The sequence below is a fragment of the Mycobacterium sp. E3247 genome (assembly GCF_001667785.1).
Taxonomy (GTDB): domain Bacteria; phylum Actinomycetota; class Actinomycetes; order Mycobacteriales; family Mycobacteriaceae; genus Mycobacterium.
In genome coordinates, this window is sequence record NZ_LZJG01000382.1 from 1 (window position 1) to 22894 (window position 22894).

Annotated in this window: 21 protein-coding genes and 1 pseudogene; 13 read left to right on the forward strand and 9 right to left on the reverse strand. The window is 69.3% G+C overall.

Translation table 11 applies throughout. The features are described from left to right. Window positions 1-27: 27 nt before the first annotated feature. Window positions 28-885 carry a hypothetical protein gene (locus A9X04_RS20720; protein ID WP_197509261.1) on the reverse strand — a complete coding sequence of 286 codons (858 nt, stop codon included), beginning with the start codon at window positions 883-885 and terminating at the stop codon, window positions 28-30. 104 nt (window positions 886-989) lie between these two features. Between A9X04_RS20720 and A9X04_RS20725 the strand changes: the two genes are divergently transcribed. Then, entirely contained in the window at window positions 990-2114 is a 1125-nt protein-coding gene (locus tag A9X04_RS20725) for an FAD-dependent oxidoreductase (RefSeq protein WP_067924391.1), read from the forward strand. 12 nt (window positions 2115-2126) lie between these two features. On the opposite strand, the gene A9X04_RS20730 is transcribed toward A9X04_RS20725, so the two are convergent. Beyond that, window positions 2127-3599, reverse strand: coding sequence for a multicopper oxidase family protein (locus A9X04_RS20730; protein WP_067924486.1), 1473 nt, complete (start codon window positions 3597-3599; stop codon window positions 2127-2129). Next, entirely contained in the window at window positions 3599-4339 is a 741-nt protein-coding gene (locus A9X04_RS32125) for a metalloregulator ArsR/SmtB family transcription factor (protein ID WP_082975131.1), read from the reverse strand. The genes A9X04_RS20730 and A9X04_RS32125 overlap by 1 nt, the downstream gene beginning before the upstream one ends. 64 nt (window positions 4340-4403) lie before the next feature. Between A9X04_RS32125 and A9X04_RS20740 the strand changes: the two genes are divergently transcribed. From A9X04_RS20740 to A9X04_RS20775, 7 genes and pseudogenes are all read left to right on the forward strand, one after another. Further along, window positions 4404-5678 carry an APC family permease gene (locus A9X04_RS20740; RefSeq protein ID WP_067924394.1) on the forward strand — a complete coding sequence of 425 codons (1275 nt, stop codon included), beginning with the start codon at window positions 4404-4406 and terminating at the stop codon, window positions 5676-5678. Beyond that, window positions 5671-6165, forward strand: coding sequence for a DoxX family protein (locus A9X04_RS20745; RefSeq protein WP_067924395.1), 495 nt, complete (start codon window positions 5671-5673; stop codon window positions 6163-6165). The genes A9X04_RS20740 and A9X04_RS20745 overlap by 8 nt, the downstream gene beginning before the upstream one ends. Before the next feature lie 39 nt (window positions 6166-6204). Next, complete coding sequence (locus tag A9X04_RS20750; protein ID WP_067924398.1) at window positions 6205-6531, forward strand: helix-turn-helix transcriptional regulator; 327 nt, start codon at window positions 6205-6207, stop codon at window positions 6529-6531. Further along, a pseudogene (gene arsB, locus A9X04_RS20755) lies at window positions 6528-8028 on the forward strand (ACR3 family arsenite efflux transporter). The gene A9X04_RS20750 and the pseudogene arsB overlap by 4 nt, the downstream one beginning before the upstream one ends. 26 nt (window positions 8029-8054) lie before the next feature. Next, window positions 8055-8462, forward strand: coding sequence for an ArsI/CadI family heavy metal resistance metalloenzyme (locus A9X04_RS20765; protein WP_067924407.1), 408 nt, complete (start codon window positions 8055-8057; stop codon window positions 8460-8462). Between the two features lie 49 nt (window positions 8463-8511). Further along, window positions 8512-9009: a flavin reductase family protein gene (locus tag A9X04_RS20770; RefSeq protein WP_067924415.1), complete on the forward strand. Its 498-nt coding sequence runs from the start codon at window positions 8512-8514 to the stop codon at window positions 9007-9009. A gap of 2 nt (window positions 9010-9011) precedes the next feature. Then, the gene (locus tag A9X04_RS20775; protein ID WP_067924418.1) at window positions 9012-9704 is read left to right on the forward strand and encodes a pyrimidine reductase family protein; all 693 of its coding nucleotides are present in this window, start codon (window positions 9012-9014) and stop codon (window positions 9702-9704) included. Window positions 9705-9733: 29 nt separating this feature from the next. Here A9X04_RS20775 and A9X04_RS20780 read toward each other — a convergent pair whose 3' ends face one another. From A9X04_RS20780 to csoR, 4 genes are all read right to left on the reverse strand, one after another. Continuing rightward, window positions 9734-10318 (reverse strand): hypothetical protein, encoded by a 585-nt coding sequence (locus A9X04_RS20780; RefSeq protein WP_067924421.1) that lies wholly within the window; start codon window positions 10316-10318, stop codon window positions 9734-9736. A 33-nt stretch (window positions 10319-10351) separates the two neighbouring features. Next, entirely contained in the window at window positions 10352-12703 is a 2352-nt protein-coding gene (locus A9X04_RS20785) for a copper-translocating P-type ATPase (RefSeq protein ID WP_156764450.1), read from the reverse strand. 62 nt (window positions 12704-12765) lie between these two features. Then, complete coding sequence (locus A9X04_RS20790; protein WP_067924427.1) at window positions 12766-13044, reverse strand: DUF1490 family protein; 279 nt, start codon at window positions 13042-13044, stop codon at window positions 12766-12768. Window positions 13045-13112: 68 nt separating this feature from the next. Next, window positions 13113-13472, reverse strand: a complete 360-nt coding sequence (csoR, locus tag A9X04_RS20795) for a copper-sensing transcriptional repressor CsoR (RefSeq protein WP_067924430.1) — start codon at window positions 13470-13472, stop codon at window positions 13113-13115. Window positions 13473-13543: 71 nt separating this feature from the next. On the opposite strand from csoR, the gene A9X04_RS20800 reads away from it, so the two are divergent. From A9X04_RS20800 to A9X04_RS20810, 3 genes are all read left to right on the forward strand, one after another. Further along, window positions 13544-14344 (forward strand): DUF2182 domain-containing protein, encoded by an 801-nt coding sequence (locus A9X04_RS20800; RefSeq protein WP_231985778.1) that lies wholly within the window; start codon window positions 13544-13546, stop codon window positions 14342-14344. 192 nt (window positions 14345-14536) lie between these two features. Then, entirely contained in the window at window positions 14537-14878 is a 342-nt protein-coding gene (locus A9X04_RS20805; RefSeq protein WP_067924436.1) for a hypothetical protein, read from the forward strand. Window positions 14879-14980: 102 nt separating this feature from the next. Beyond that, window positions 14981-16756, forward strand: coding sequence for a serine/threonine protein kinase PknE (locus A9X04_RS20810; protein WP_067924438.1), 1776 nt, complete (start codon window positions 14981-14983; stop codon window positions 16754-16756). Between the two features lie 22 nt (window positions 16757-16778). Here A9X04_RS20810 and A9X04_RS20815 read toward each other — a convergent pair whose 3' ends face one another. Further along, window positions 16779-18242: an adenylate/guanylate cyclase domain-containing response regulator gene (locus A9X04_RS20815; protein WP_067924439.1), complete on the reverse strand. Its 1464-nt coding sequence runs from the start codon at window positions 18240-18242 to the stop codon at window positions 16779-16781. A 283-nt stretch (window positions 18243-18525) separates the two neighbouring features. On the opposite strand from A9X04_RS20815, the gene A9X04_RS20820 reads away from it, so the two are divergent. Beyond that, window positions 18526-19758, forward strand: a complete 1233-nt coding sequence (locus tag A9X04_RS20820; protein ID WP_142393429.1) for a sensor histidine kinase — start codon at window positions 18526-18528, stop codon at window positions 19756-19758. 4 nt (window positions 19759-19762) lie between these two features. On the opposite strand, the gene A9X04_RS20825 is transcribed toward A9X04_RS20820, so the two are convergent. Beyond that, window positions 19763-21502 (reverse strand): patatin-like phospholipase family protein, encoded by a 1740-nt coding sequence (locus tag A9X04_RS20825; RefSeq protein ID WP_067924443.1) that lies wholly within the window; start codon window positions 21500-21502, stop codon window positions 19763-19765. A 307-nt stretch (window positions 21503-21809) separates the two neighbouring features. On the opposite strand from A9X04_RS20825, the gene A9X04_RS20830 reads away from it, so the two are divergent. Beyond that, on the forward strand, window positions 21810-22871 hold the full coding sequence (locus A9X04_RS20830; protein ID WP_231985779.1) for an adenylate/guanylate cyclase domain-containing protein: 1062 nt from the start codon (window positions 21810-21812) through the stop codon (window positions 22869-22871). The last annotated feature ends 23 nt before the right edge of the window (window positions 22872-22894 follow it).

Here is a 22894-nt window from a genome sequence, read left to right on the forward strand (position 1 = left end):
GCCCCGGGTAGCCCCGGCCGTGACCGATCACCTGATCGTCACCCCGCGCCTGCGCACCCACGCCAGCGCGGCGACCGTTCCGGCGACCCAGATGGCCACGGCGATGGCCAGGTGCACGAAGCTCTTGGTGTCGCGCCCGAACACCGGCCAGATCAACGACGGCACCTGGGTCCAGAGCACTTTGTGCTCAACCCCGTTCATCGGGTCGGCGACGTAGTACACCAGGTACGGCAGCGTCAGGGCCGCCAGCCAGCCGCCGATGCGGCGCCGGTCGCCGCGCTGGCGCCACCGCCGGATCAGCGGCTCGACGCCGACCGGGTGCAGCACCGAGATGAGGTTGCCCAACCCGAGCCAGGACAGGATGGGCACGGCAACGGTGGGGATCGTGATCCCCAGCCGTGCCGGTGTTTCCAGGTAGAGCGTCAACACCATTGCGGTCACCAAGGTGGGCAGCCCCACAATGGCGAGCAGGGCAAGGTTCTTGACCAGCAGGATCCGCCTGACGGGCACGCCGTCGGCCAGGGCCTGCCGGACGCGGTAGTGATCGGCGCCGAGCAGGTTGGTGGTGGTGACGTCGGCCAGCACCCACGACGAGAAGTAGGTGCCCACCAGGATGACCCAGTCGGTGTGGTGGAGGCCGATCGTCAGCGGCTGCACCAGCAGCCACGCCGCGGCGAACACGACGTTGGCGACCACGCCCATCAACCAGGTTCGGGGCGGCGTGAAGGCCCACCGGATCTCCGCCGCCACCGCCGCCCGCAAGCCCGGCGTCTGCAGGCCCCCGGCGGCCCGCCGCGCGGCGGCCGGGCGGGGGGCGGACGCGCGCACGGCGGCGCGCACCGCGGCACGCGCGCGCGGGTGCATCGACGACGGCAAGTCGGTCATGCGTTCGGCGTGACCACTCCTGGGCGAGGTGATCAAGTGGTGTGCTCCTGGCAATCGGTCGAGCGGCGGGCGGGCCCGAAGTCCATCCCAGGCAGGATAACGGCATGAACCGCAAGCGCGTCGTCATTGCCGGGCTCGGAGATGCGGGTGTCTTGGCCGCGATCCGGCTCTCCGGGTACGCCGATGTCGTCGGCATTTCCGTCAAGCCCGCGCTGGTCAGCGGTCAGGAACTCGGCGTCCGGCTGTCCCGCCCGCACGACTGGGCTCGCGACTACTGGATTCCGTTCGACCGGTTCCGGCGCCTGGACCGGGTGCGGACGGTGCAGGCGGAGCTTAACGGGGTGGACCTGGCCGCCCGCACCGTCTTTGGCAAACGCGCCGACGGCTCGACCCTGGCCAAGGAGTACGACGCGTTGATCATCTCGACCGGGGTGAGCAACGGCTTCTGGCGCCGCCCGACGCTGCAGTCGGCCGCCGAGGTCGGCGCGGAGCTGCGCATCGCGCATGACCGGCTGGCGGCCGCCGGTTCGATCATCGTCGTGGGCGGCGGCGCGGCCGCGGTGAGCAGCGCGCTCAACATGGCCACCACCTGGCCGGGCAAGCGGATCGACCTGTACTTCCCCGGGGAAGGCGCGCTGGAGGGGCACCATCCCCGGATTTGGCGCCGGCTTCGCGGACGGCTCGGCGGCCTGGGCGTGGGCATCCATCCGGGGCACCGCGCGGTACTGCCCGACGGGTTCGCGGGCGACGAGATCACCGGCGAACCGGTGCGCTGGATCACCGGGCAGCCCCCGGCGTGCGCCGACGCGGTGCTGTGGACGATCGGGCGGGTGCGGCCCAACACCGGTTGGCTGCCGCCTGACCTGCTCGACGAGCGCGGCTTCGTGCGCGTGACGCCGGAGCTGCGAGTGCCCGGTCACCGAGGCGTCTTCGCGGTCGGCGACGTCGCGGCGACCGATCCCCTGCGCAGCTCGGCCCGCAACCGCGGCGACGCGCTGGTGGCCCGCAACGTGCGCGCCGAGCTCAGCGGCGGGCGGCTGGGGGCCTACCGGGCGCCGGCGCGGCGATGGGGCTCGCTGGTGGGGATACAACCCGACGGGTTGGAGGTCTTTCTGCCCACCGGCCACGCGTTCCGGTTCCCGTCGTGGTCGGTCGAGCGCGTCGTGATGCCGTGGATCGTGAGGTGGGGCATGTATCGCGGTGTGCGGGAGAACAATCCGCTGGCGTGAGGAGTGGCCGGATCAGCCGCCGTTGAGCAGCAGCATGAGCCCGTAGTCCATGTGGATCTGCTGGTGGCAATGCAGCAGTGACAGGCCGGGCTGGTCGGCGACGAAGTCGACGTCCATGCTCTGGTAGCCGCCGAGCATCGCGACGTCCTTGCGCACGCCGGCCGTTGGCGTGCCGGCGATTCGGGTGATCTCGAACGTGTGCCGGTGCAGGTGCATGGGGTGCATGTCGTCGCTGGCATTGCGGAAGCGCAGCCGGTAGCGCTTGCCGCGTTGCACGTCGAGCACCGGCCGATTGGTGTCCATGGAAAACGGCGTGCCGTTGAAGGTCCAGACGTTGAACCCGTTGTCGGCGGCATTGCGCTTCTCGATCAGCAGCTCGATCGTGCGCTCGGGCGGCGGGAGGGGGGCGGGTTGCGCGAACAGCCGGTAATCCCACTTGAACGACGGCGGCGGCGCCCACTGCGGATCCCCGCCCCGCCCGGCATATTCCACGACGACGCCCATCCCGTGGTTTCGGTCGTCGTCGGACACGTCCCCCAGCACCCACACGCCCGGGTTGGTCATGGTGACCAGGGCCGAAATCCGTTCGGCCGCACCGAGCCACAGCACCGGCACCGACGCGGCGTTGGGTACCGGGTTTCCGTCCAGCGCGACCACGGTGAAAGTGTGGCCCGGCAGCGCCAGGCTCCGGGTTTCCGTGGCGCTGCCGTTCAGCACGTGCAGCAGCACCCGCTGACCGGTGCGCACCCGGATCGGCTCGCCGTGGCCCAGCATCCGCCCGTTGACGGCGAACGCCCCATAACCGACCTCGTAGCCACGCGGGTCGCCGCGGGCCAGCGACGCCGCCATCGACGACTCGCCTTTGTCTTTCAGGTCCGGCTCCTGGTCGCCGGCCAGGAAGTCGGCGGCCATGTCGCCCCCGCGGGTGAGACTGGGCTCGAATTCCTTGAGCGTCAGGAAGATCTCTTGGTCGTATGCGCCGACGTTCTGCCGGGGCTCGATGTAGACGGGGCCGACCAGACCGCTGTATTGGCCGCGGGACAGGTCGGCGCGCGGCACCACGTGGGTGTGGTAGAAGCGGAAACCCGCCGGGCCCGGCACGAAGGAAACCCGCCGCGTGCCGTGTGCGGGGATGTAGGGCGTTCCCTCCTCGGCGGAGCCGTCGACGTCGACGCCGACGTGCTGGCCGTGCCAGTGCAACTGCTCGGGTGAATCCGTGTCGTTGAAGATCTCCACCGTGGTTCGACGGCCCTCGGTGAACCGCAGCAGCGGGCCCGGGAACTGGCCGTTGTAGGTCACGGTCGACACGACGTGACCCGGGGCCAATTCCACGGCGGCGGTGCCGATCCGCAGCGTGTAATCGGGCTTGCCGCCGGGCGGTGCGGGCGGCGCGCACGCGGCTACGGCGCCGGTGCTTCCGCTTGCGGCCAGCGCGGCCAGGCCGCCCCACTTCAAGAAGTCACGCCGATCGAGGGGCACGGTGATCACCTTCGCGCAGAAGCGTCGAGGGCGGGCAGCAGGAATGCGATGCGGTCGTCCAATTCGCTTGCCACCCGGTCGAATTCCGGGTACCCAGCGCCGTCGGCGGAGGGGTCGGGCAGGCTCCAGTGCGTCGTCGTGTCCAGGCCATGGTCGTGCGCGTACTCGCGGACCTTGTCGCAGAGGGTGATCACGCAATCGAAGCTGCGCCGGGCGACCGCGGTCAACGGGCGGGGCCGGCGCCCGGCGAGGTCGATGCCGTACCTGTCACGCATGACGCGTACCGCGTTCGGGTGCAGGTGCGGCTTGGGATGGCTGCCCGCGCTCGCGGCGCGAATGCGGCCCTGCCCTCGCCTCTCGAGCAGCGCCTCGGCCATGGGTGAGCGCGCGCTGTTGCCGGTGCACAGGAACAGCACCGACCGTCCCGCCGGCGGGGCGAGCGGCGCGGCCGCCAGGGCGGGATGCAGCGCCGCGGCCGCGTCGCGGAACGCCCCCGCGCACCCTGCCAGGTTCAGGCGGTAGTAGGTGTCTCGGCCGTCGAAACTGCTGCGCCGCGCGTCGACCAGGCCGGCCGAGCGCAGTAGCCGCAGGTGATACGAGACGAGGTTTTGCGGCTCGCCCACGGCGGCGGCCAATTCCCGCACCCGGTGGTCGCCGCCCGCGAGTTCGGTCAGCAGCGCCCAGCGCACCGGGTGCGACGCCATCTGCATCAGCTGGGGAACCACAGCCCGATCGGTCGCCGGCACCCCTCGGACAATACATCAAATTGATTTGATAGGTTAGACGCTGCGTGCGCGGGGAGGAGACCGATTGGGCGACAACGACACCGGCGAGCTTCGCCGAAGCCTGGGTGTGTTCGACGCGGTAGTCATCGGGCTGGGGTCCATGGTCGGCGCCGGGATCTTCGCCGCTCTCGGCCCGGCCGCCCGCGCCGCGGGATCCGGCCTGCTGCTGGGCCTGGCGTTGGCGGCGTTGGTGGCCTATTGCAACGCCACCTCCTCGGCCCGGCTGGCCGCTCGCTACCCCGCCTCCGGCGGCACTTACGTGTACGGCCGCGAGCGGTTGGGCGACTTCTGGGGATATCTGGCGGGTTGGGGTTTTGTCGTCGGCAAGACCGCCTCGTGCGCGGCGATGGCCCTGACCGTCGGCTCTTACGCGTGGCCGTCGCAGGCGCACGCGGTGGCGGTCGCCTCGGTGGTCGCGCTGACGGCGGTGAACTATGCCGGGGTGCAGAAGTCGGCGTGGCTGACTCGCGTCATCGTCGCGCTGGTGTTGGCCGTGCTGGCCGCGGTGATCGTCGCCTCATTCGCGTCGGGAACGGCCGACGCCGAACAACTTCGCCCGTTCGGTACCACGATCTGTGGGGTGGTTCAGGCCGCCGGGCTGCTGTTCTTCGCCTTCGCCGGCTACGCGCGCATCGCGACCCTGGGCGAGGAGGTGCGCGACCCGGCGCACACCATTCCGCGGGCGATCCCGCTGGCGCTCGGCATCGCCCTGGCCGTCTACGCCCTGGTGGCGGTGGCCGCGGTCTCGATGCTGGGGCCCCGCCGGCTCGGCCAGGCGACGGCGCCACTGGTTGACACCGTGCGGGCGGCCGGGACCGGCTGGCTCGTTCCCGTCGTGCAGGTGGGCGCGGCGGTCGCGGCGCTGGGCTCGCTGCTGGCATTGATCCTCGGCGTCTCGCGCACCACCTTGGCCATGGCCCGCGACCACCACCTCCCCCACGGGCTGACCGCCGTGCACCCCAGTTTCCGGGTGCCGCACCGCGCCGAGTTGCTGATCGGCGCCGTCGTGGCGGTGTTGGCCGCCGCCGTCGACCTCAGGGGCGCGATCGGCTTCTCCTCGTTCGCCGTGTTGATCTATTACGCGGTCGCCAACGCCTCCGCGTTCACCCTCCGGCCGGACGAGGGCCGTCCGGTCCGCGCGATCCCCGCGATCGGGCTTCTCGGATGTGTCGTTCTGGCGTTCGCGATGCCGCTGTCGTCGGTGCTCTCCGGCCTCGTGGTGCTCGCCGTCGGCGTCGCCGCCTACGCGATTCGGCGGGCCTTAAGGGATTCCGATCACCAGGAGGCCGCACATGATTAGCCCCGGATCCCGACTCACACCGGTGCTCTCGACGCGCGCCCCGGCCGCGGTGGTGCTGATTCGTTTCTATGTGGGACTGGTGTTCGCTTGCGAGGGCGTTCTGAAGTTTCTTCGACCGGCCGCACTGGGCACCGGCAGGTTCGAGAAGGCGGGCATCCCGGCGCCTGCGTTCTTTGCCACCCTGGACGGAGCTTTCGAGATCGGCTGCGGCACGCTGATCCTCCTCGGGCTGCTGACCCGGCTGGCCACCGTGCCGATGATCGTCGACATGCTCGGGGCGTTGTTCATCACCAAGCTGCCCCTCTTCTGGTGCCAGGCCCCGCTCTTCGGCGGCGAACACGGGTGGTGGGACTTCATCCACGAATCCCGCGTCGACCTGGCCCAGCTGTGCGGCAGCCTGTTCCTGCTGTTCGCAGGGGCCGGCGCCTTGTCGCTGGACGCCCGGCTCGCCGGGTCGGCGCTGCGGTCGCCACCGACGACCACCTAAGGGTTTGCGCGCTGATTCGAGAAGTGTTTATATAGAAGAATGTCGAATCAAGCGCAGACGTGCTGTGCGACGCTGGGGTCGGCCGCCATGGATGAGTCGCAGGCGTCCGAACTGGCGGGCATGTTCAAGGCGCTGGGCGATCCGGTACGCCTGAGGTTGTTGAGCCTGATCGCCAGCCACCCCGGCGGCGAGGCCTGCGTCTGCGAGATATCGGCGACCTTCGATCTGTCGCAGCCAACAATTTCCCATCACCTCAAGCTGCTGCGTTCAGCCGGGCTGCTGGACTGCGAGCGGCGCGGCACCTGGGTGTACTACTGGGTGATTCCCGCTGCGCTGCAGCGGCTTTCGTCGGTGCTGCGGCCATGACCGACACCCGCGCCCCGGCGCCCACCACGGCGGCGACCCGCCTCCCCACGCTGGACCGGCTGCTGCCGTTATGGATCGGCGCGGCGATGGCCGCCGGCCTGTTGCTCGGCCGAGTCGTTCCGGGCCTCGGTTCGGCCCTGAGCGCCGTTGCCATTCAGGGCATTTCGCTGCCGATCGCGCTCGGGCTGTTGGTCATGATGTATCCGGTGCTGGCCAAGGTCCGCTACGACCGGCTCGACGAGGTCACCGCCGACCGGAAGCTGATCGTGTCGTCCGTGTTGCTCAACTGGGTGGTCGGTCCCGCGGTGATGTTCACGTTGGCCTGGTCCCTGCTGGGCGACCTGCCCGAGTACCGCACCGGCTTGATCATCGTCGGGCTGGCCCGCTGCATCGCCATGGTCATCATCTGGAACGACCTCGCCTGCGGGGACCGCGAGGCCGCCGCCGTGCTGGTCGCGCTGAATTCGCTGTTCCAGGTGGTCATGTTCGCCGCGCTGGGCTGGTTCTACCTGTCGGTGCTGCCCGGCTGGCTGGGCCTGCCCCAAACCGGCATCCACGTCTCGCCCTGGCAGATCGCCAAGGCCGTGCTCATCTTCCTCGGCATCCCGCTGCTGGCCGGATACCTCTCGCGCCGGCTGGGCGAACGATTCCGGGGCCGCGACTGGTATGAGACGCGGTTCCTCCCCCGCATCGGGCCGTGGGCCCTGTACGGGCTGCTGTTCACCATCGTGATCCTGTTCGCCCTGCAGGGCCACGAGATCACTTCCCGGCCATGGGACGTGGCCCGGATCGCCATCCCGCTGCTGGCCTACTTCGCGATCATGTGGGCGGGCGGGTATGCGCTGGGACTCCTGTTGCGCCTCGGCTACGCCCGCACGACCACCCTGGCGTTCACCGCCGCCGGCAACAACTTCGAACTGGCCATCGCGGTGGCCATCGCGACCTACGGCGTCACGTCCGGGCAGGCCCTCGCCGGGGTGGTCGGCCCGCTGATCGAGGTGCCCGTCCTGGTCGGGCTGGTCTACGTTTCGCTCGCGCTGCGCCCCCGGCTGTTCCGGGCCGATTCAACCCAAGGAGCCCCCGATGACCGGTAAGCCCAGCGTCCTATTCGTCTGCGTGCACAACGCCGGCCGCTCACAGATGGCCGCCGCCTTGCTGAGCCAGATGTCCGACGGTCGCATCGAAGTCCGTTCGGCCGGAACCCAGCCCGCCGACGAGATCAACCCCGTTGCGATCGCCGCCATGGCCGAGCGGGGCATCGACATCACGGCCGCCAGCCCGAGGGTCCTCACCGGCGACGACGTGCAGACCAGCGACGTGGTGATCACCATGGGCTGCGGCGACACCTGCCCCTACTTTCCGGGGGTGTCCTACCGCGACTGGACAGTGCCCGACCCCGCCGGCCAACCGCTGGCCACCGTGCGCGCCATCCGCGACGACATCGCCCAGCGGGTGGCGGCGTTGATCGCCGAACTCCTGCCCGCCCCCACCCCCTAGCCCGCACCCGAAAGAAAGGACACCTCATGTCTCGCGTGCAACTCGCCCTCAACGTCGACGACCTCGAGGAGGCGATCGCGTTCTACTCCAAGCTGTTCGACACCGCACCGGCCAAGGTCAAACCCGGCTACGCCAATTTCGCGATCGCCGAACCCCCGCTCAAGCTGGTGCTGCTCGAGAACCCCGGCCACGGCGGCAGCCTCAACCACCTCGGCGTGGAAGTCGGCTCCAGTGAGACCGTGCACGCCGAAATCGCCCGGCTCGGCGACCGGGGGCTGGTCACCGACGAGCAGCTCGACACCACCTGCTGCTTCGCCACGCAGGACAAGGTGTGGGTCAGCGGTCCCGGCGGGGAACGGTGGGAGGTCTACACCGTCATCGCCGACTCGGAGACCTTCGGAGACACCGCCGACGAGCCCTGCTGCCAGGCCTAGGGGCACCGCCGGGTGGTTGCCCCTCGGTTCGATTGGGAAGACTGACCGGATGACCAACCCGGGAGAAGACGCGTTCGAGAAACTGGTCGGCCTGCTGAATTACCCGATGTACGTGGTGACCACGCGGGCCGACGACGTCTCGGCGGGCTGTTTGGTCGGGTTCGCCAGCCAGACCAGCATCCACCCGCCCCGATTCCTGGTCGGCCTGTCCAAGAAGAACCACACGTTCCGGGTCGCCACCGAGGCGACTCACCTGGCGGTGCACCTGTTCGACCACGACCACCTCGACGTCGTGGAGCTGTTCGGCAGCCAGACCGGCGACACGGTCAACAAGTTCGACCGCTGCTCCTGGCACACCGGCCCGGCGGGGGTGCCCATTCTCGACGACGCCGCCGCATGGTTCGTCGGCGAGATTCTCGACAGGTTCTCGCTGGGCGATCACGTCGGGCACCTGCTCGCACCGGTGGACGGCCGCCCGCCGCATGAGCTCGAACGCTGGGTGTCCTTCGGCGACGTCCGCCACCTGGAACCCGGCCACGAGGCGTAGCCGTGGGTCCCCGGGTGGGCACCGTCGCCGGCGTCACCGAACTCGCGTCGTTCTACGCCGATCCCCCGCACGGGGTGCGGGCCAACATGATCTTCAGCGCCGACGGGGCCGCCGCGTTCGGCGGCCGGGCCGGTCCGCTGTCGTGTCCCGCCGATCAGCAGCTGCTGAAAATCCTGCGCGGCTTCGCCGACGTCGTCCTGGTGGGCGCCGGGACCGCGCGCGCCGAGAACTACGGCCCGGTGCGGCTCACCGAGCCGGGGCGGACCGCGCCGCCCCCGGTCGCGGTGATCAGCCGCAGCGGCCAACTGCCGTCGAGGCTGTTGGCGGACCCCGACCGGCCACCGATCGTGGTGACCTGCGCGCAGGCCGCGGCGGCGCGCGACCACCCCGGCGACGACGGCGGGCGGCAGGTGCTGCTGGCCGGCGAGGACTCCGTGGACGTGGCGCGCGCCGTCGCGCTGCTGCGCGAGCGGGGCATGCACCGCATCCTGTGCGAGGGCGGCCCGACTGTGCTCGACGAGCTGGTGGAGGCCGGCCTGGTCGACGAGATCTGCGTGACGCTGGCCCCCAAGCTCGCGGCCAGCCAGCCGGTGGGCCACCGCCTGATGCCGTCGCCGTTGCGCACCCCGGTCGCGATGCGCCTCGAACACGCGCTGGTCTTGGAGGACTACCTGTTCCTGAGGTACCGCCGCTGATCAAGCGGGGCCGCGAGCGCCCGGTGCTGTCAGCGCGGCCCCATCATCCCGCCGGGGCCCATCATCCCGCCGGGCCCTCGCATGCACCCGGGCCCCATCATTCCCCGCATCATCGCCGGCATGCCGTCTTGGACGAACCCCGTCACCTCACGGGCGTGGGCACGGATCACCTCGGCGAGCGCGGGGTCATCGGAGGTCTCCTCGGCGATGACGCCCGTGGGAGTCAGCGTCAGCTGCCGGCGGTAACCACCGGCGTTGCGGAACAGCGTCGGCAGGCTCTGGCTCATACACATCACCTCGGTGCCCTGGTCGAGATGCGCATACATGCTCGACACGTGCGCGTGCAGTTGCGCGGTCAGATCGGGAGCCGCCGATTGCGTTGTGGTGCGAACGCCGCCCGGGATCTCTTCAACCGTGCGGGTGATCTCCGTGTGCCGGTTGAACATGTCCATGTAGAGCCGCATGTCGGCGTGACCGGCGCCCATCATGCCGCCACAGTCGGCCAGGCGGATCCGCAGGCCGGGCCCGGCGGCGACGCGCACCGCGTATCCGATGCCCACCGCCGCGCTCGCGCCGAGCGCCGCGAGTGCCGCCCGTCGGCTAAATCCGGCCATCCTGGCCTCCTAGCTCAAAGCTCTCCGAAAGCCTTAACCGTCAACGGTTTTCGAACCGGAGACGTCCACCTGCTGGGCTACCTCACGACCGAAACGGCGGAGCCGCAACGAATTTGTCACGACGCTGACCGAGGAGAAGCCCATCGCCGCGCCGGCCACCACGGGATTCAGTGACCCCAGGGCGGCGAGCGGTATGGCGGCGGTGTTGTAGCCGAAGGCCCACCCGAGGTTCTGGTAGATGGTGCGCAGCGTCTGCCGGGACAGCTGAATCGAGCGCACCACACCGTCGAGCCGGTCGGACATCAGCGTGATGTCGGAGGCCTCGATGGCCACGTCGGTGCCCGTGCCGATTGCAATGCCCAGATCGGCTTGCACCAGGGCGGGGGCGTCGTTGACCCCGTCGCCGACCATGGCGACAACCCGACCCTCGTCCTGAAGCCGGCGCACCTCGGCGACTTTGTCCTGCGGCAGCACCTCGGCGAGCACGCGGTCGATGCCGAGTTGTTCGGCGATGGCGTGAGCCGTGCGGGCGTTGTCACCGGTGATCATGGCGACCTGAAGCCCCATGTCATGCAGCTGCCGGACCACGCCGGCGGCGTCGTCTTTCACCGTGTCGGCCACGGCGAGCACGCCGACGACGTGGCCGTCCTGGCCGACGAACACCGCCGTCCGCCCCTGCCCCTCCAGCTCGGCGGCTGCCGCCGCGAGGTCGTCGGGCAGCTGCAGATCCTGCTCGTCGACCAGCTTGCGCCGCCCGACGACGACGGACTTGCCGTCCACCTCGGCGCGCACCCCGTGCCCGGCGATGCTGTTGAACGCGGTGGCGGCCGGAACTGTCAGCCCCCGCTCCCGCGCCGCGGCGACGATCGCCGCGCCGATGGGATGTTCGGAGCCCGACTCGACGGCGGCGGCGATCCGCAGCACCGGATCGGGCTGGCGCCGCTTGCCCACGACGACGTCGGTCACCCGCATCTGGGCGCGGGTGAGGGTGCCGGTCTTGTCGAACACCACCGTGTCGACCCTCTTCGACGCTTCCAGCACCTCGCCGCCCTTGACGAGGATCCCGAGGTCGGCGCCACGCCCGGTGCCGACCATGATCGCCGTGGGGGTGGCCAGGCCCAGCGCACAGGGGCAGGCGATGATCAGGACCGCGACCGCGGCGGTCATGCCGGCGAGCGGGTTGGCGGCGAGCAGCGTCCAACCCGCAAAGGTCGCGACGGCGACCCCGATCACCGAGGGGACAAACACGGACGAGACGCGATCGGCCAGTCGCTGTACCGGGGCCTTGCCGCCCTGTGCCTGCTCCACCAGGCGGACAATCTGGGCCAGGGCCGTGTCGGCCCCGACTGCGGTGGCGCGCACGGTCAAGATTCCGTCGGTGTTGACCGTCGCTCCGGCAACGTGGTCGCCCACCGATTTCTCGACGGGAACCGACTCGCCGGTCAGCATCGACTCGTCGACGGCGGCGCGCCCGTCGACGATCTCGCCGTCGACGGGAATCTTCTCGCCGGGGCGCACCCGCACCAGGTCGCCGACCCGGACCTGATCGATCGGTACGAGGAGCTCCGCGCCGTCGACGAGCAGGGTGGCCTCCTTCGCACCCATCTCGAGCAGCTTGGTGATGGCCTCCCTCGCCTTGCCTTGGGCGCGTGCCTCGAAATAGTGCCCCAACACGACGAACGCGATGATCAGCGCCGAGGTGTCGAAGAACAGGGGTCCACCGACGAACAACTGGTAGGTGGAGTAGACGAACGCGGTCAGTGTGCCCAGCGCGACGAGCGTGTCCATGCTGGACGTCCCCGCCAGCGCCTGCTGTGCCGCCCCCTTGAGGAAGGGCCACCCGGCGACGAACTGCACCGGCACCGTCGCGGCGAAGGCCAGCCAACCGGCCCACGGATAGGCGCCGAAGACCATCGTCGACGCCATCGCCACCAGCCCCAACGGGAAGGCCAGCAACACCCGGCGCAGCCACCTGCGTCGCTCGCGCCTGCTCTGCTCGTCGGCCGAAAGCGTTCCCCCGGTGACCGGCGCGGCACCGCAGCCGCCGCAACTCGCGGCATCGGCCGAATCCTCCGACGCGCGAGGCCGCAGGCCAAAGAGCGCCAACCCGATGCCGCTCGCTATCCTGCTCACCACCCCCGTCTTGGGGATGTCGACCGAGTCCGGAGCGCGCACGGGCACGAGTTCCGCGGGGACGTGTTCGGCTTCGGCGATCGCCGTGAGCACGGCGGTGGTGTCGCACTGCTCGGGCGAATACCAGATCACCACCGACGCCGTTCGCGGATAGGCCTGCACGGCTTGCACGCCGGCCACCCGGGCGACGCTCTCCTCGATCGCGACGGCACGGATCGCGTCGACAGGAAATCCCTTGACGTGCACCCGCATCCGGCCGGATGCGTCCGATACCACCTTCAGGGCGACGTCGACGCCGCCCAGGACAGCAGTGGTCATTCGCCGTCGCCCGGGCCCGCCACCGTCAGCGGCGCACCTTCCTGACCGGCACGCTCCCTCGCCTCCGCCATCACGTCGGCGACGGTCAGTCGAGCCTGCTCGGCGCTTCGCCCCGCCTTGCGCTCCGCCTCGCGAGCGACCCGGATGCCCCAGGCCGTGGCCACCACGGTGACCTTCCGCCACGGGGCCTTCGCCAAGGCCTCGTAGGCGGCGGCCCCCACCACCCCGGTCACCACCGTCGGCATCGCCTTTGCCACAAATCCATGCAGCGCCATGGTTTACCCATCCCTTCGTCTCGTTGCCCGGTCACAGCGTGCCGTCGTCGGCACGGCAAATCCTGTCGTCAACTGCCGCTTCCGGCCGTCGCCGGCTCGTTGTCGTTGGCCTCGCCGACCGCGGCACCGGTGAGTTGCGCCTGCGGGCCGGTCAAAGCGGGTGTGAACTTGACCGCGTCGATCAGTTCGTCGATGGCGGCTTGACCACGGCCATCGATCACCGCGGCGGAGAAACACGTCTCCAGGTGGTTGTGCAGCATCACCCGGTTCGCGCGTTCGAGCGAGGACTGAACCGCGGAGATCTGCTTCATCACGTCGACGCAGTAGGCGTCGGACTCCACCATCCGGATGATCCCGTCGAGGTGGCCGCGGACCGTCTTGAGCCGATTCAGCGCCGCGCGCTTCTTGTCCGTCAAGTCTTCGCCCATATCCGCTCTCCAACTGTCGTCGTCCGGACCTCTGCCGCCAACATACCCTACCCCACCGGGGGTGGGGTAGGGTGACGAGCAAGATGATGGTCGGGACATCAAGGAAGGGAGCTGGGCGGGTGGAGGAAAGCCGACGACGGGCGTGGTCGTGGACCGATATCTGGTTGCCGGCGATCCTGCTGGCCGTAGCGGGTCTGGGTTGGTGGTGGTCGGTGGCCAGCGCCGCGACCATGCGGGGCGACTCGATGCAGATGGATGCCCAGTCCGCGATGTCGCTGGCCGCATTCCTCATCGCGTGGGTGGCGATGATGGCCGCGATGATGCTGCCTCCCGTCCTGCCCGTCGTCCGGCGCTACGCCCACACCGCCGCCGGCAAGGTCGCGCCGGCGATCATGTTCGTCACCGGATATCTGGGCTTGTGGGCCGCGATGGGCATTCCGGCCTATCTGGCGTCGGTCCGCCTGGATCCGATGGTCCACACGTGCTCATGGGTTGGCCGCGTCGCCGGCGCGGTGGCCGTGCTCGCGGGTCTGCACCAGCTCACGCCCTTCAAGGCGACGTGCCTGCGGCATTGCCGCCGGCCGGTCTCCGCCCCCGCCGGGTCCGCCCACCTCAGCGGGGCCGGCCGCGCATTTGTCGCCGGCGGCCGGTACGGCCTCTACTGCGTCGGTTCCTGCTGGATGCTGATGCTGTTGCTGATCGCCTTCGGCACAATGCAATTGGCGTGGATGCTGGCGCTGGCGGTGGCGATCTGGCTGGAGAGGTCGACCCCGTTCGGCGATCAACTGAGGCGCGTGACGGCGGCGGCCCTGATACCTCTCGGCATCGCGTTGCTGGTGCACCCCGCATTCGTCAGCCACCTGATGTCCTGATCTCGGCCCAGCAGGTGGCAGCAGGTGGCCCGGCCGGCCGAGCTGTCGGGCAGCGCTCGAAATGCAGCGAATGCGCTCGCTTCCTATGATGGAAATGCCCGGTTTCACCCTCACATCGAATCGCCTGCGGCATCGTTTTCAGTCCCTCGCCGTCCACTTTCTCGAGCCACACAGAGGAGGACCATCGGCCAGGTGAGCAGCTCAAAAGACGATCACGACTACCGCAACCTGGCGGTGAACCGGCTGCGGCCCAGCGAACTTCAGTGGGCGCTGAACCATGACTCCGTGCACGGGATCGCGTACGCCTTCAAGAATCCCGTCGCCGTCGCCGAGTCCATCGACGATCCGGACGACGACCGCCTGACGTACCTGATCCGCGTCCGGCGCGACGACCTGGCCAACGCGCTGGGCAAGATCAACAACTGGATCACCGAAAACCCCGGCCCCGCCGGGATGCAGGCCTTCGGATTCGTCCGGGCGCTGTCCCGCGAGGGGCTCACCGAACGCAGCGGCGGTGACGACGAACCCCGTTGACCACGCACCGTCGAATTAGCTGGCTTTCGCTATTCGCCGTGCTTGGCGGCCGGTGAGACCTTAGCCTTATGCCTGCGCACGGTCGGTGGCTGAGGAGTCGGGATGGGTGACACGACCGCGGATTCGCGGGAGGGCTCGCAGTTCGGTCCGTATCGTCTGCGGCGGCTGGTCGGCCGCGGCGGCATGGGTGACGTCTACGAGGCCGAGGACACGGTCCGGGAGCGCATCGTGGCGCTGAAGTTGATGTCGCAGACGCTGTCCAACGACCCCGTCTTCCGCTCCCGCATGCAGCGCGAGGCGCGCACCGCGGGCCGGCTGCAGGAACCGCACGTCGTCCCGATTCATGATTTCGGCGAGATCGACGGTCAGCTCTATGTCGACATGCGGCTGATCGACGGCAAGGACCTGGGCACCATGCTGAGCCGGTACGGGCCGCTGTCCCCGCCGCGGGCGGTGGCCATCGTGCGCCAGATCGGCTCGGCGCTCGACGCCGCGCACGCCGCCGGGGTGCTGCACCGCGACGTCAAGCCGGAGAACATCCTGGTGAGCGGCGACGACTTCGCCTACCTCGTCGACTTCGGGATCGCCAGCGCCACGTCCGACGAGAAGCTGACGCAATTCGGCACCACGGTGGGAACCGTCAAGTACATGGCCCCCGAGCGGTTCAGCGACGCCGAGATCACCCATCGGGCCGACATCTACGCCCTGGCCTGCGTGCTCTACGAGTGCTTGACCGGATCCCCGCCGTACACCGGCGACCAGGTCAGCGTGATGGGCGCCCACCTGCACCAGGCGATCCCCCAGCCCAGCGCCGCGCGGCCCGGCATCCCGGCCGCGTTCGACGCGGTGATCGCGCGCGGGATGGCCAAGGATCCCGCGGACCGCTACGCCACCTGCGGTGACCTGTCCGTGGCCGCCTACGCGGCGCTGGCCGAACCCGACCGGGACCGCGCGACCGACATCTTGCAGCGCAGCCAGGTGGCGCGGATACCGGCCGCGCTCGCCAGCCAGCAAGCCGCCGGAGTCGCCCAGGCACCCCCGGCGCACGCCCCGGCGTCCGGCCCGATGTGGGCGGCGCCGCCGGCCCCGGTCCCCCAGCCGACGGGCTGGGCGGGGGCCCCCGCATGGGGATCCGCCGGCCCCGTCGGGGCGCCGCCCTGGGGCCAACCGCCGCGCCCGCGCCGGAAGCCGTGGCTGTGGGTGGGCATCGCCGGCGTCGCCGTGCTGGCCGTCGTGGGTCTGGTCCTCGCCATCGTCCGGCCGTGGGAGTCGTCGTCCCCGACCGCGCCGACCTCGCAACCGCCGCCGCCGGACGCCGTCGCGCTGCGGGTGCTCGACGACGGCGTGTACGTGGGCAGCTCGGCGGCGCCGATGACAATCGACATCTTCAACGAACCCATCTGCCCGCCGTGCGGCAGTTTCATCCGGTCGAACGCGGGCGACATCGACACCGCGGTCAACAACAAGAAGCTCGCGGTGCGCTACCACCTGCTGGACTTCCTCGACGACAAGTCGCACAGCAAGAACTACTCGACCCGGGCAGTCGCGGCGTCGTACTGCGTGGCCGCGCAGAACGATCCCAAGCTGTACACCGCTTTCTATTCGGGCTTGTTCGCCAGCAGCTTCCAGCCGACCGAGGACGCCGCCGAGGACCGCACCGACGGGGAGCTCGCTTCGCTGGCCAAGTCCGTCGGCGCGGATGCCGACGTCATGACCTGCATCAAATCCGGTGACGATGTCGGCACGGGAAAGGCGAAGTCCGCCAACGGGTATGCGACGCTGTCGGGGCTGAACGCCAATTCCACCCCGTTCGTGTGGGACGGCACCGCGTCGGTGAACTATTCCGACCCGACCTGGCTGACCAAGCTGCTCGGGTGATCGCGTCGCGGGAGCCGAACCACTACGACCCGAGGGCGGCCAGTGCCCGCCGGGCATCGTCGGCGACCGAGGTGTATACGGCGAGCACGTCGCAAAACCCTTGCTGACTATCGCTTTCGACGACCTTGGCGAAGATCGTCGCGCCCGCGACGTCGAGCATGAGGTCGTCGAACGGGGGGATCACCCGTTGCGAGCGGACCCGGACCGCTTCCGCACCGCTCGCGATCAGCTCGGCGGGAAACGGGTCGCCGATGACCTTGTCCTTGATGACCGCCACACCGATGGATATGGGTGCCGGCAGGCGGGTCAGGGCGCGTTCGACGGTGGGTAGCTGGAGGTTGTATTCGCCGGCCAGCCCTCGGACGTCGTGTACCGTGACCGGCTCGGTGATGCCTTTGACACGCACCTGGAACGACGCCAACGTGGATGCCACATCACGGATCTCGCGATATGCCCAGTCGGACACCAGGACCTGACCACCGACGGAGTGCGATTCGATTCGGGCGACCAGGTTGACCGTTTTGCCGATCGCGGTGTACTTCTGCCGCCGCCGCGACCCGATAGTGCCGACGACGGCCTCCCCGGTGTGTACGCCGATGCCGAGCGCGAGTTCGGGAAGCCCTTCGCGCCGATGGGTGGCGTTGAGGTCATTCATGGCCAGCTGCAGTTCGAGGGCGGCCGCGACGGCGTTCGCGGTGGCGTCGTCGTCGCTGATCGGCGCGCCGAAGAACACGAGCATCCCGTCTCCGAGGATTTCGTTGATCGTGCCGTTCCGGCGGAACATGACCTCGGTCGCGCGTTCGAGATATCCGTTCAGCACCTGCACGACCTGCTCGGGCGGGAGGACTTCGGACAGTCCGGTGAATCCGCGGATGTCAGCCATCAACACGGTCAGCGTGCGGCGTTCACTACCCAGGTGTCCCTCGGGGCAGGCCAGCAGCTGGGCCTTCACCTCCTCGCACACGTACCGCCCGAAGATCTCCTCGACGCGGCGCTTCTGCTCCACCAGCTCGACGGTGCGGCGGCGGGCCTCCTCGCCGGCCTGGAGTTCCCGCACGATCGTGACGGCCTTGGCGATGGTGGCTCGGAGGTCCTCCAGGTCAAGCGGCTTCACCTGGAAATCGAAGGCGCCGCGCATCATCGCGCCCCGGATGTTCCTGGCGTCGTTGTAGGCGGTGAGCACGATGGTCTTGAGGGGCCGGCGCAGCTTTGCGACTTCGGCCAGCAATTCAAGCCCGTTCATCGCGGGCATGTTGAGATCGGTGATCAGGACTTCCAGGTCGGGGCTCTCGTCGACCATCTTCAGGGCCTGCAGCGGGTCCGTGGTGAAGCTGAGGGTGTACTCCCCCCGCTGCAGCTCCTTGCGAAAACGCCCCCGAAAGAGCGCCTGAACGTCCTCTTCGTCGTCGACGACCAACAGGCGCACCGGTTGTGACTTCTCTGCCAATTCAACCCCCAGCCCGCGGTGCGGTTCGTGCGCCTGCATCACACCTCCTGGTCCGGGTGTCAAAGGTCCCGCGTATCGTAACCGAGTCAAAGCATCCGCACATGCGGAATGGCTAACCGCCGCAACACATCTCGAATGTGAACGCTCGGTGTCCGGCAGGCCACGCCGACCCTCCACCACACCCTTTCTGCGGCAACCGGATTCGCCCCTCAACGTACCGCATCCGGCCACTCGGCGGTCATCAATTCTTCACTTTGTGCCGTGGCCCCCCAGGCGAAATGTCCTACACTGCGCATGAATAACGCTGACTCGGTGAGGCGACGTGGAACCAGAAACCAGTGTCCCGCAGGTGCGGCGCCCCTGGCCGACCAGGAGGATTTTCTGGAACCTCGCCGCGGCGATGATCGGTTTCGGTTTGGCCATCGGCGTGTGGGATCCGTTCATCGCCGTGGCGGACGGCGTGCCCGCCGCCCATGCGATGCGACCGTTCCCGTTCGCCGTCGCCACGGGCGCCGGCATTCTGGTCGGCCTGGTGAACTTCCTCATCGTCAGCCGCGTCGTCGGCCACCGGTTACATGCGGTCTCCACACGGCTGTCGGCGGCCCGCCGGGACATCGCCGACAGCGTGGGAACCGATTCGTGGCAGCCCTTGGCGGACCGTTACGGGTTGCCCGTCTACAGCCAGGACGACTTCGGCCGGACCGCGGCGTGCTTCAACTATCTGCTGAGTTCCATCGATTGGAGCCGGGCGGCCGAACGCGAACTCCGCCTGAGCCTGGTCGAACAGGCCAAGCTCGCCGCCCTGGGGACACTCACCGCCGGCGTCGCTCACGAGACGAAGAACCCGCTCAACTTCGTCGTGAATTTCGCCGAGTTGAACCTCGAGCTGTGCGACGAACTCCGCGAGATCACGACCGGCGACGGTGACGAGCCGGTGTCGGACCTCCTGTCGGATCTCCAGGCGAACTCCACCAAGATCCTCCACCACGCCGAACGGGCGCTGGCCGTCATGGCGACGATGCTTCAGGTCGGTCGATCGGCGGCCGGCGACGCCCATTCGTGTCGTCTCGACCAGATCGTCGAGCAGAGCGCCGCGCTCGCCGAGCATTCCTGGAGAGCCGGCCACCAGGGTGCGCGATGCGCGATTCACGTCGAACTCGACGACGCCGACCCGGTGGTACGCGGCGTCGAAGGCGACCTCGTCCAGGTGATGATCAACCTGGTGATGAACGGGCTCGAGGCCGCCGCTTCGGTCACCGATCGCGTGGGCGAGGTGCGGGTTTCGGTGCAACACGAGGACGGCTGGGCGACCGTCGTCGTCGCCGACAACGGGCCCGGCATCGATCCGGAAGCACTACCCCACATCTTCGAGCCGTTTTTCACCACCAAACACGGCAGCGGCGGCACCGGACTCGGGCTGTCGATCAGCAAGAACATCATCGACAACCGTCACCATGGGCAGCTTGATGTCAGCAGCCAGCCCGGTTCCGGCGCCCGCTTCGTCGTCCGACTTCCGCTGGAGTCCGTGCCCGCGGCGGCCGCGACGCCCGCCTAGGCCGTCACGCGACGAGGTGCGGCTGGGCTTCGAGGGCCGCGCGGGTGGCGGCCCGCCCGGCCTCCAGTGCCGCATCGATCTTCTTGAAGTCCAACGGCCCGATGGCGGAGATGTCGGGCTCGATGACGGCCGCGACCCGCGGAAGTGCGCGCAGATCCCCGCGCGAGGCCGCCAGGTCGACGGCGCGAAGCAGGGTCTCCTGTAGTGGCGGCACGGCGGCGGCGGTCCCGGTGAGCAGATGCCGAACGAGGCGCGGTGGCTGAAGGACCGCCGGAAGCAAGCCGAAACCGTTGGACGGCACGAACTTTCGACGCAAGTCGACACAGATGACCTCACCGTCCCGATCGGCGCACATCACGTCGGCCGGAAGGTTGTTCAGCAGTCCCCCGTCCACGAGGAGCTGCTCGCCGCGTGGCACCGGCGGCAGGAGGCCAGGGATCGAAATCGATGCGCGCACCGCCGTCGACAGCGGCCCGCGCCGGTGCACGATCTGGTTCCCGGTGATCATGTCCGCCGAGACGGAGAAGAACTCCTTGGGCAGATGCTCGATCAACGCGCTTCCGAAGAACTCGCGCAGCAACCGATCGACACGGGCTCCCCTGGTCAGCGCCACCGCGGGGAGGGTGTAGTCGCTCAGGGGGCTGGTCTGGGCGATGAACTTGCGCGCCGCGGCGGTCGCCTCCGTTGGGGGCAGGCCCAACGCGAACGCGGCGGACGCGATGGCGCCGGCGCTCGTCCCGCCGAACCGATCGATGGCGATCCCCGCCCGGGTGAGTTCCTCGTACACCCCGAAGTGCGCGAGCCCGCGCGCCCCACCGCCGGCCAACACCAAGCCGAGGGAGCGGCCCGCGATCCTGCGGGCGAGGGCCGCGATGCCGTCGTCGCTGTCCGGATGATGCGACACCGGATGCAATGCGTCCCACCAGCGGGGGTCCGGTTCGGCCGTGGTGATCAAGTGGATCGGCCGCCCGGTGTCGGGTCGATCGAGGTCGGTTGGCGGACGGGTGGGATCCACCAAAACGACGACCCGATCGCATTGCGAGACAACGTATCGTCGCCATTGCTCGCCGGAACCGCGGTCGGCCACCAGCAGCACCCAGTCGTTGCCGCGCTCGACCCGGTCGAGCACCTCGCTGAACGCCTCGACGAAGGCGCCGCCGCCGCCCGCCGCGGCCGTCGTCTCGGGCGGTGGCGCGAGCGCGTCAACCCGGCCGTAACAGGTCAGCCGGGCCACGAGCGCGTCGACCGTCGGCCCGGCGCCGACCTCCCCGGTGGCCAACACCCCGATCACGCGGGAACGCAGCGAACCGTGCACGGAACGCGACTCGCGGAGCATCCGTGCCATCGCCCGGAGCATCGCGAACTGCAGTCGCGGCGCCTTCTCGAGCACCGCGGTGAACACGTCGGCGGCGATCCTCCACACGACGCCGTCCCGGATGGCGCGCACTCCTGCCGACCGAGCGGCCCCGGCGATCAAACCCAGGTCCCCGATCGAGTCACCCGAGGCCATCTCGCGCAGGACACTGCCGTCGGCGCCGAAGGCCGCGAATCGGCCCGAGTCGATCACGAAGATGGCATCCGATGGGTCGCCCAGCCGGAAGAGCCACTCGCCGGCGGGAACATGCCGGCGCTCCACGGCGGCGCAGAGCCGGTCGAGTTGTTCGTCGTCGATGTCCGCCAGTATCGGAACCTTGCGCAAAGCGGTCCGCGCGTCGGCCGCATGCCACTGCTGGTTAGCGCTCATAAGCCGCCGGACGCATCATCGCTCCTCCGACCGATCACGGAAAGGTGTAGTGGGAGCTTATCGGCAGACCGCGTCGCCGTCCGCGGCAATCGAAAGTCGTTGTGGCGCTGAGCCGTCGAAACATCGAGACGCCGCTCGTTAGTCGCCAAACCCCGGGTTGAACGCCGCCTGCGGTTCACGCCGTATTCACCCACGGGGTGCCACACCGCTTGGACGCCTTCGGTTCCCGCGATCACCGCGGCGCCTTGCGGTATTGTCCGCAGCAAACCGCCGGCACGAGGTGATGAGACGCGGCGAGGCAACAACCATGACTTCAGCGATCGAGATGCCCGGTGGGGGGCCGGGTGAGCCGCTCGGCTACCTGGTCGTCAACGACGGTGGTTCCGAACGCAGCGTGCCCATTTTCGATCAGCTGTTCATCGGCCGCGAATGCGCGGGGATCAGCGAACCACGCAGGCTGATGATTCGCGATCCGGAGATCTCGCGCACCCATCTCGAGATCCGGTTGGACGCCGCCGCCGACCAGGCTTTCGCCATCGACACCAGCACCAACGGCACGATGGTCAACGGGATGCGCCTGGAGCGCGCGGTGCCACGGCCGATCCGCCCGGGTGACGAGATCCGAATCGGCGACGTGGCCCTGATCTTCCGCTCGCAACGGTTCAACGCCGCCGCTGCCGCCATGCCCCACGGCCTGACACGCACCCGGATCAGCCAGGCCGCCTTGGTGATGGTGGTCGGTGACATCATCAACTACTCGACGATCTCCCAAGTGACGGAGGAGAGCGTCGTCGCCAGGAGCCTGCACACGCTCTGGAACGAGGTGGGCGCTGTGCTGCGTGCCCACCAGGGCACGCTCAACCACTACGCGGGCGATGCGATATTCGCGATCTGGGAGGCGAGCAAATTCGCCGACGCCGCCGAGCGGGCAATAGATTTCGCACTCGCCGCCAACGGGCTCGTCCAGGAGCTCGGGCCGGGACTGCCGTTGCGTGGCCCCGACGACTCGCCGATCCGCATGGGGTGGGGGGTGGTGGTGGGCACGGTGGCGCTGGCGGCCATGACACGTTCGGTGGAGGCGGTGATCGGCGATTCGACCAACGTGGCGTTCCGATTGGCCGGGTTGGCGGGCCGCCAGGGCCGGGCCGCGGTGATCGTGACGAGCGGCGTCCGGAGCACGGTGGACGGCCACTTCACCTGGGGCGAAGGCGAAAAGGTGGAGTTGAAGGGCCGGCGTGGGCGGGAAACCGTCTTCCCCGTCATCGCTCGCCGGACCGCGGGAACCACAACCGTTCCCGGCATGGACCTGAGCCGCCACGCCGTGCGGCCCCACGGGGCCGATCGAGGAATCGGTGGCGGGCCGGCGTGACAGGCGTTACCGCACATCATGAT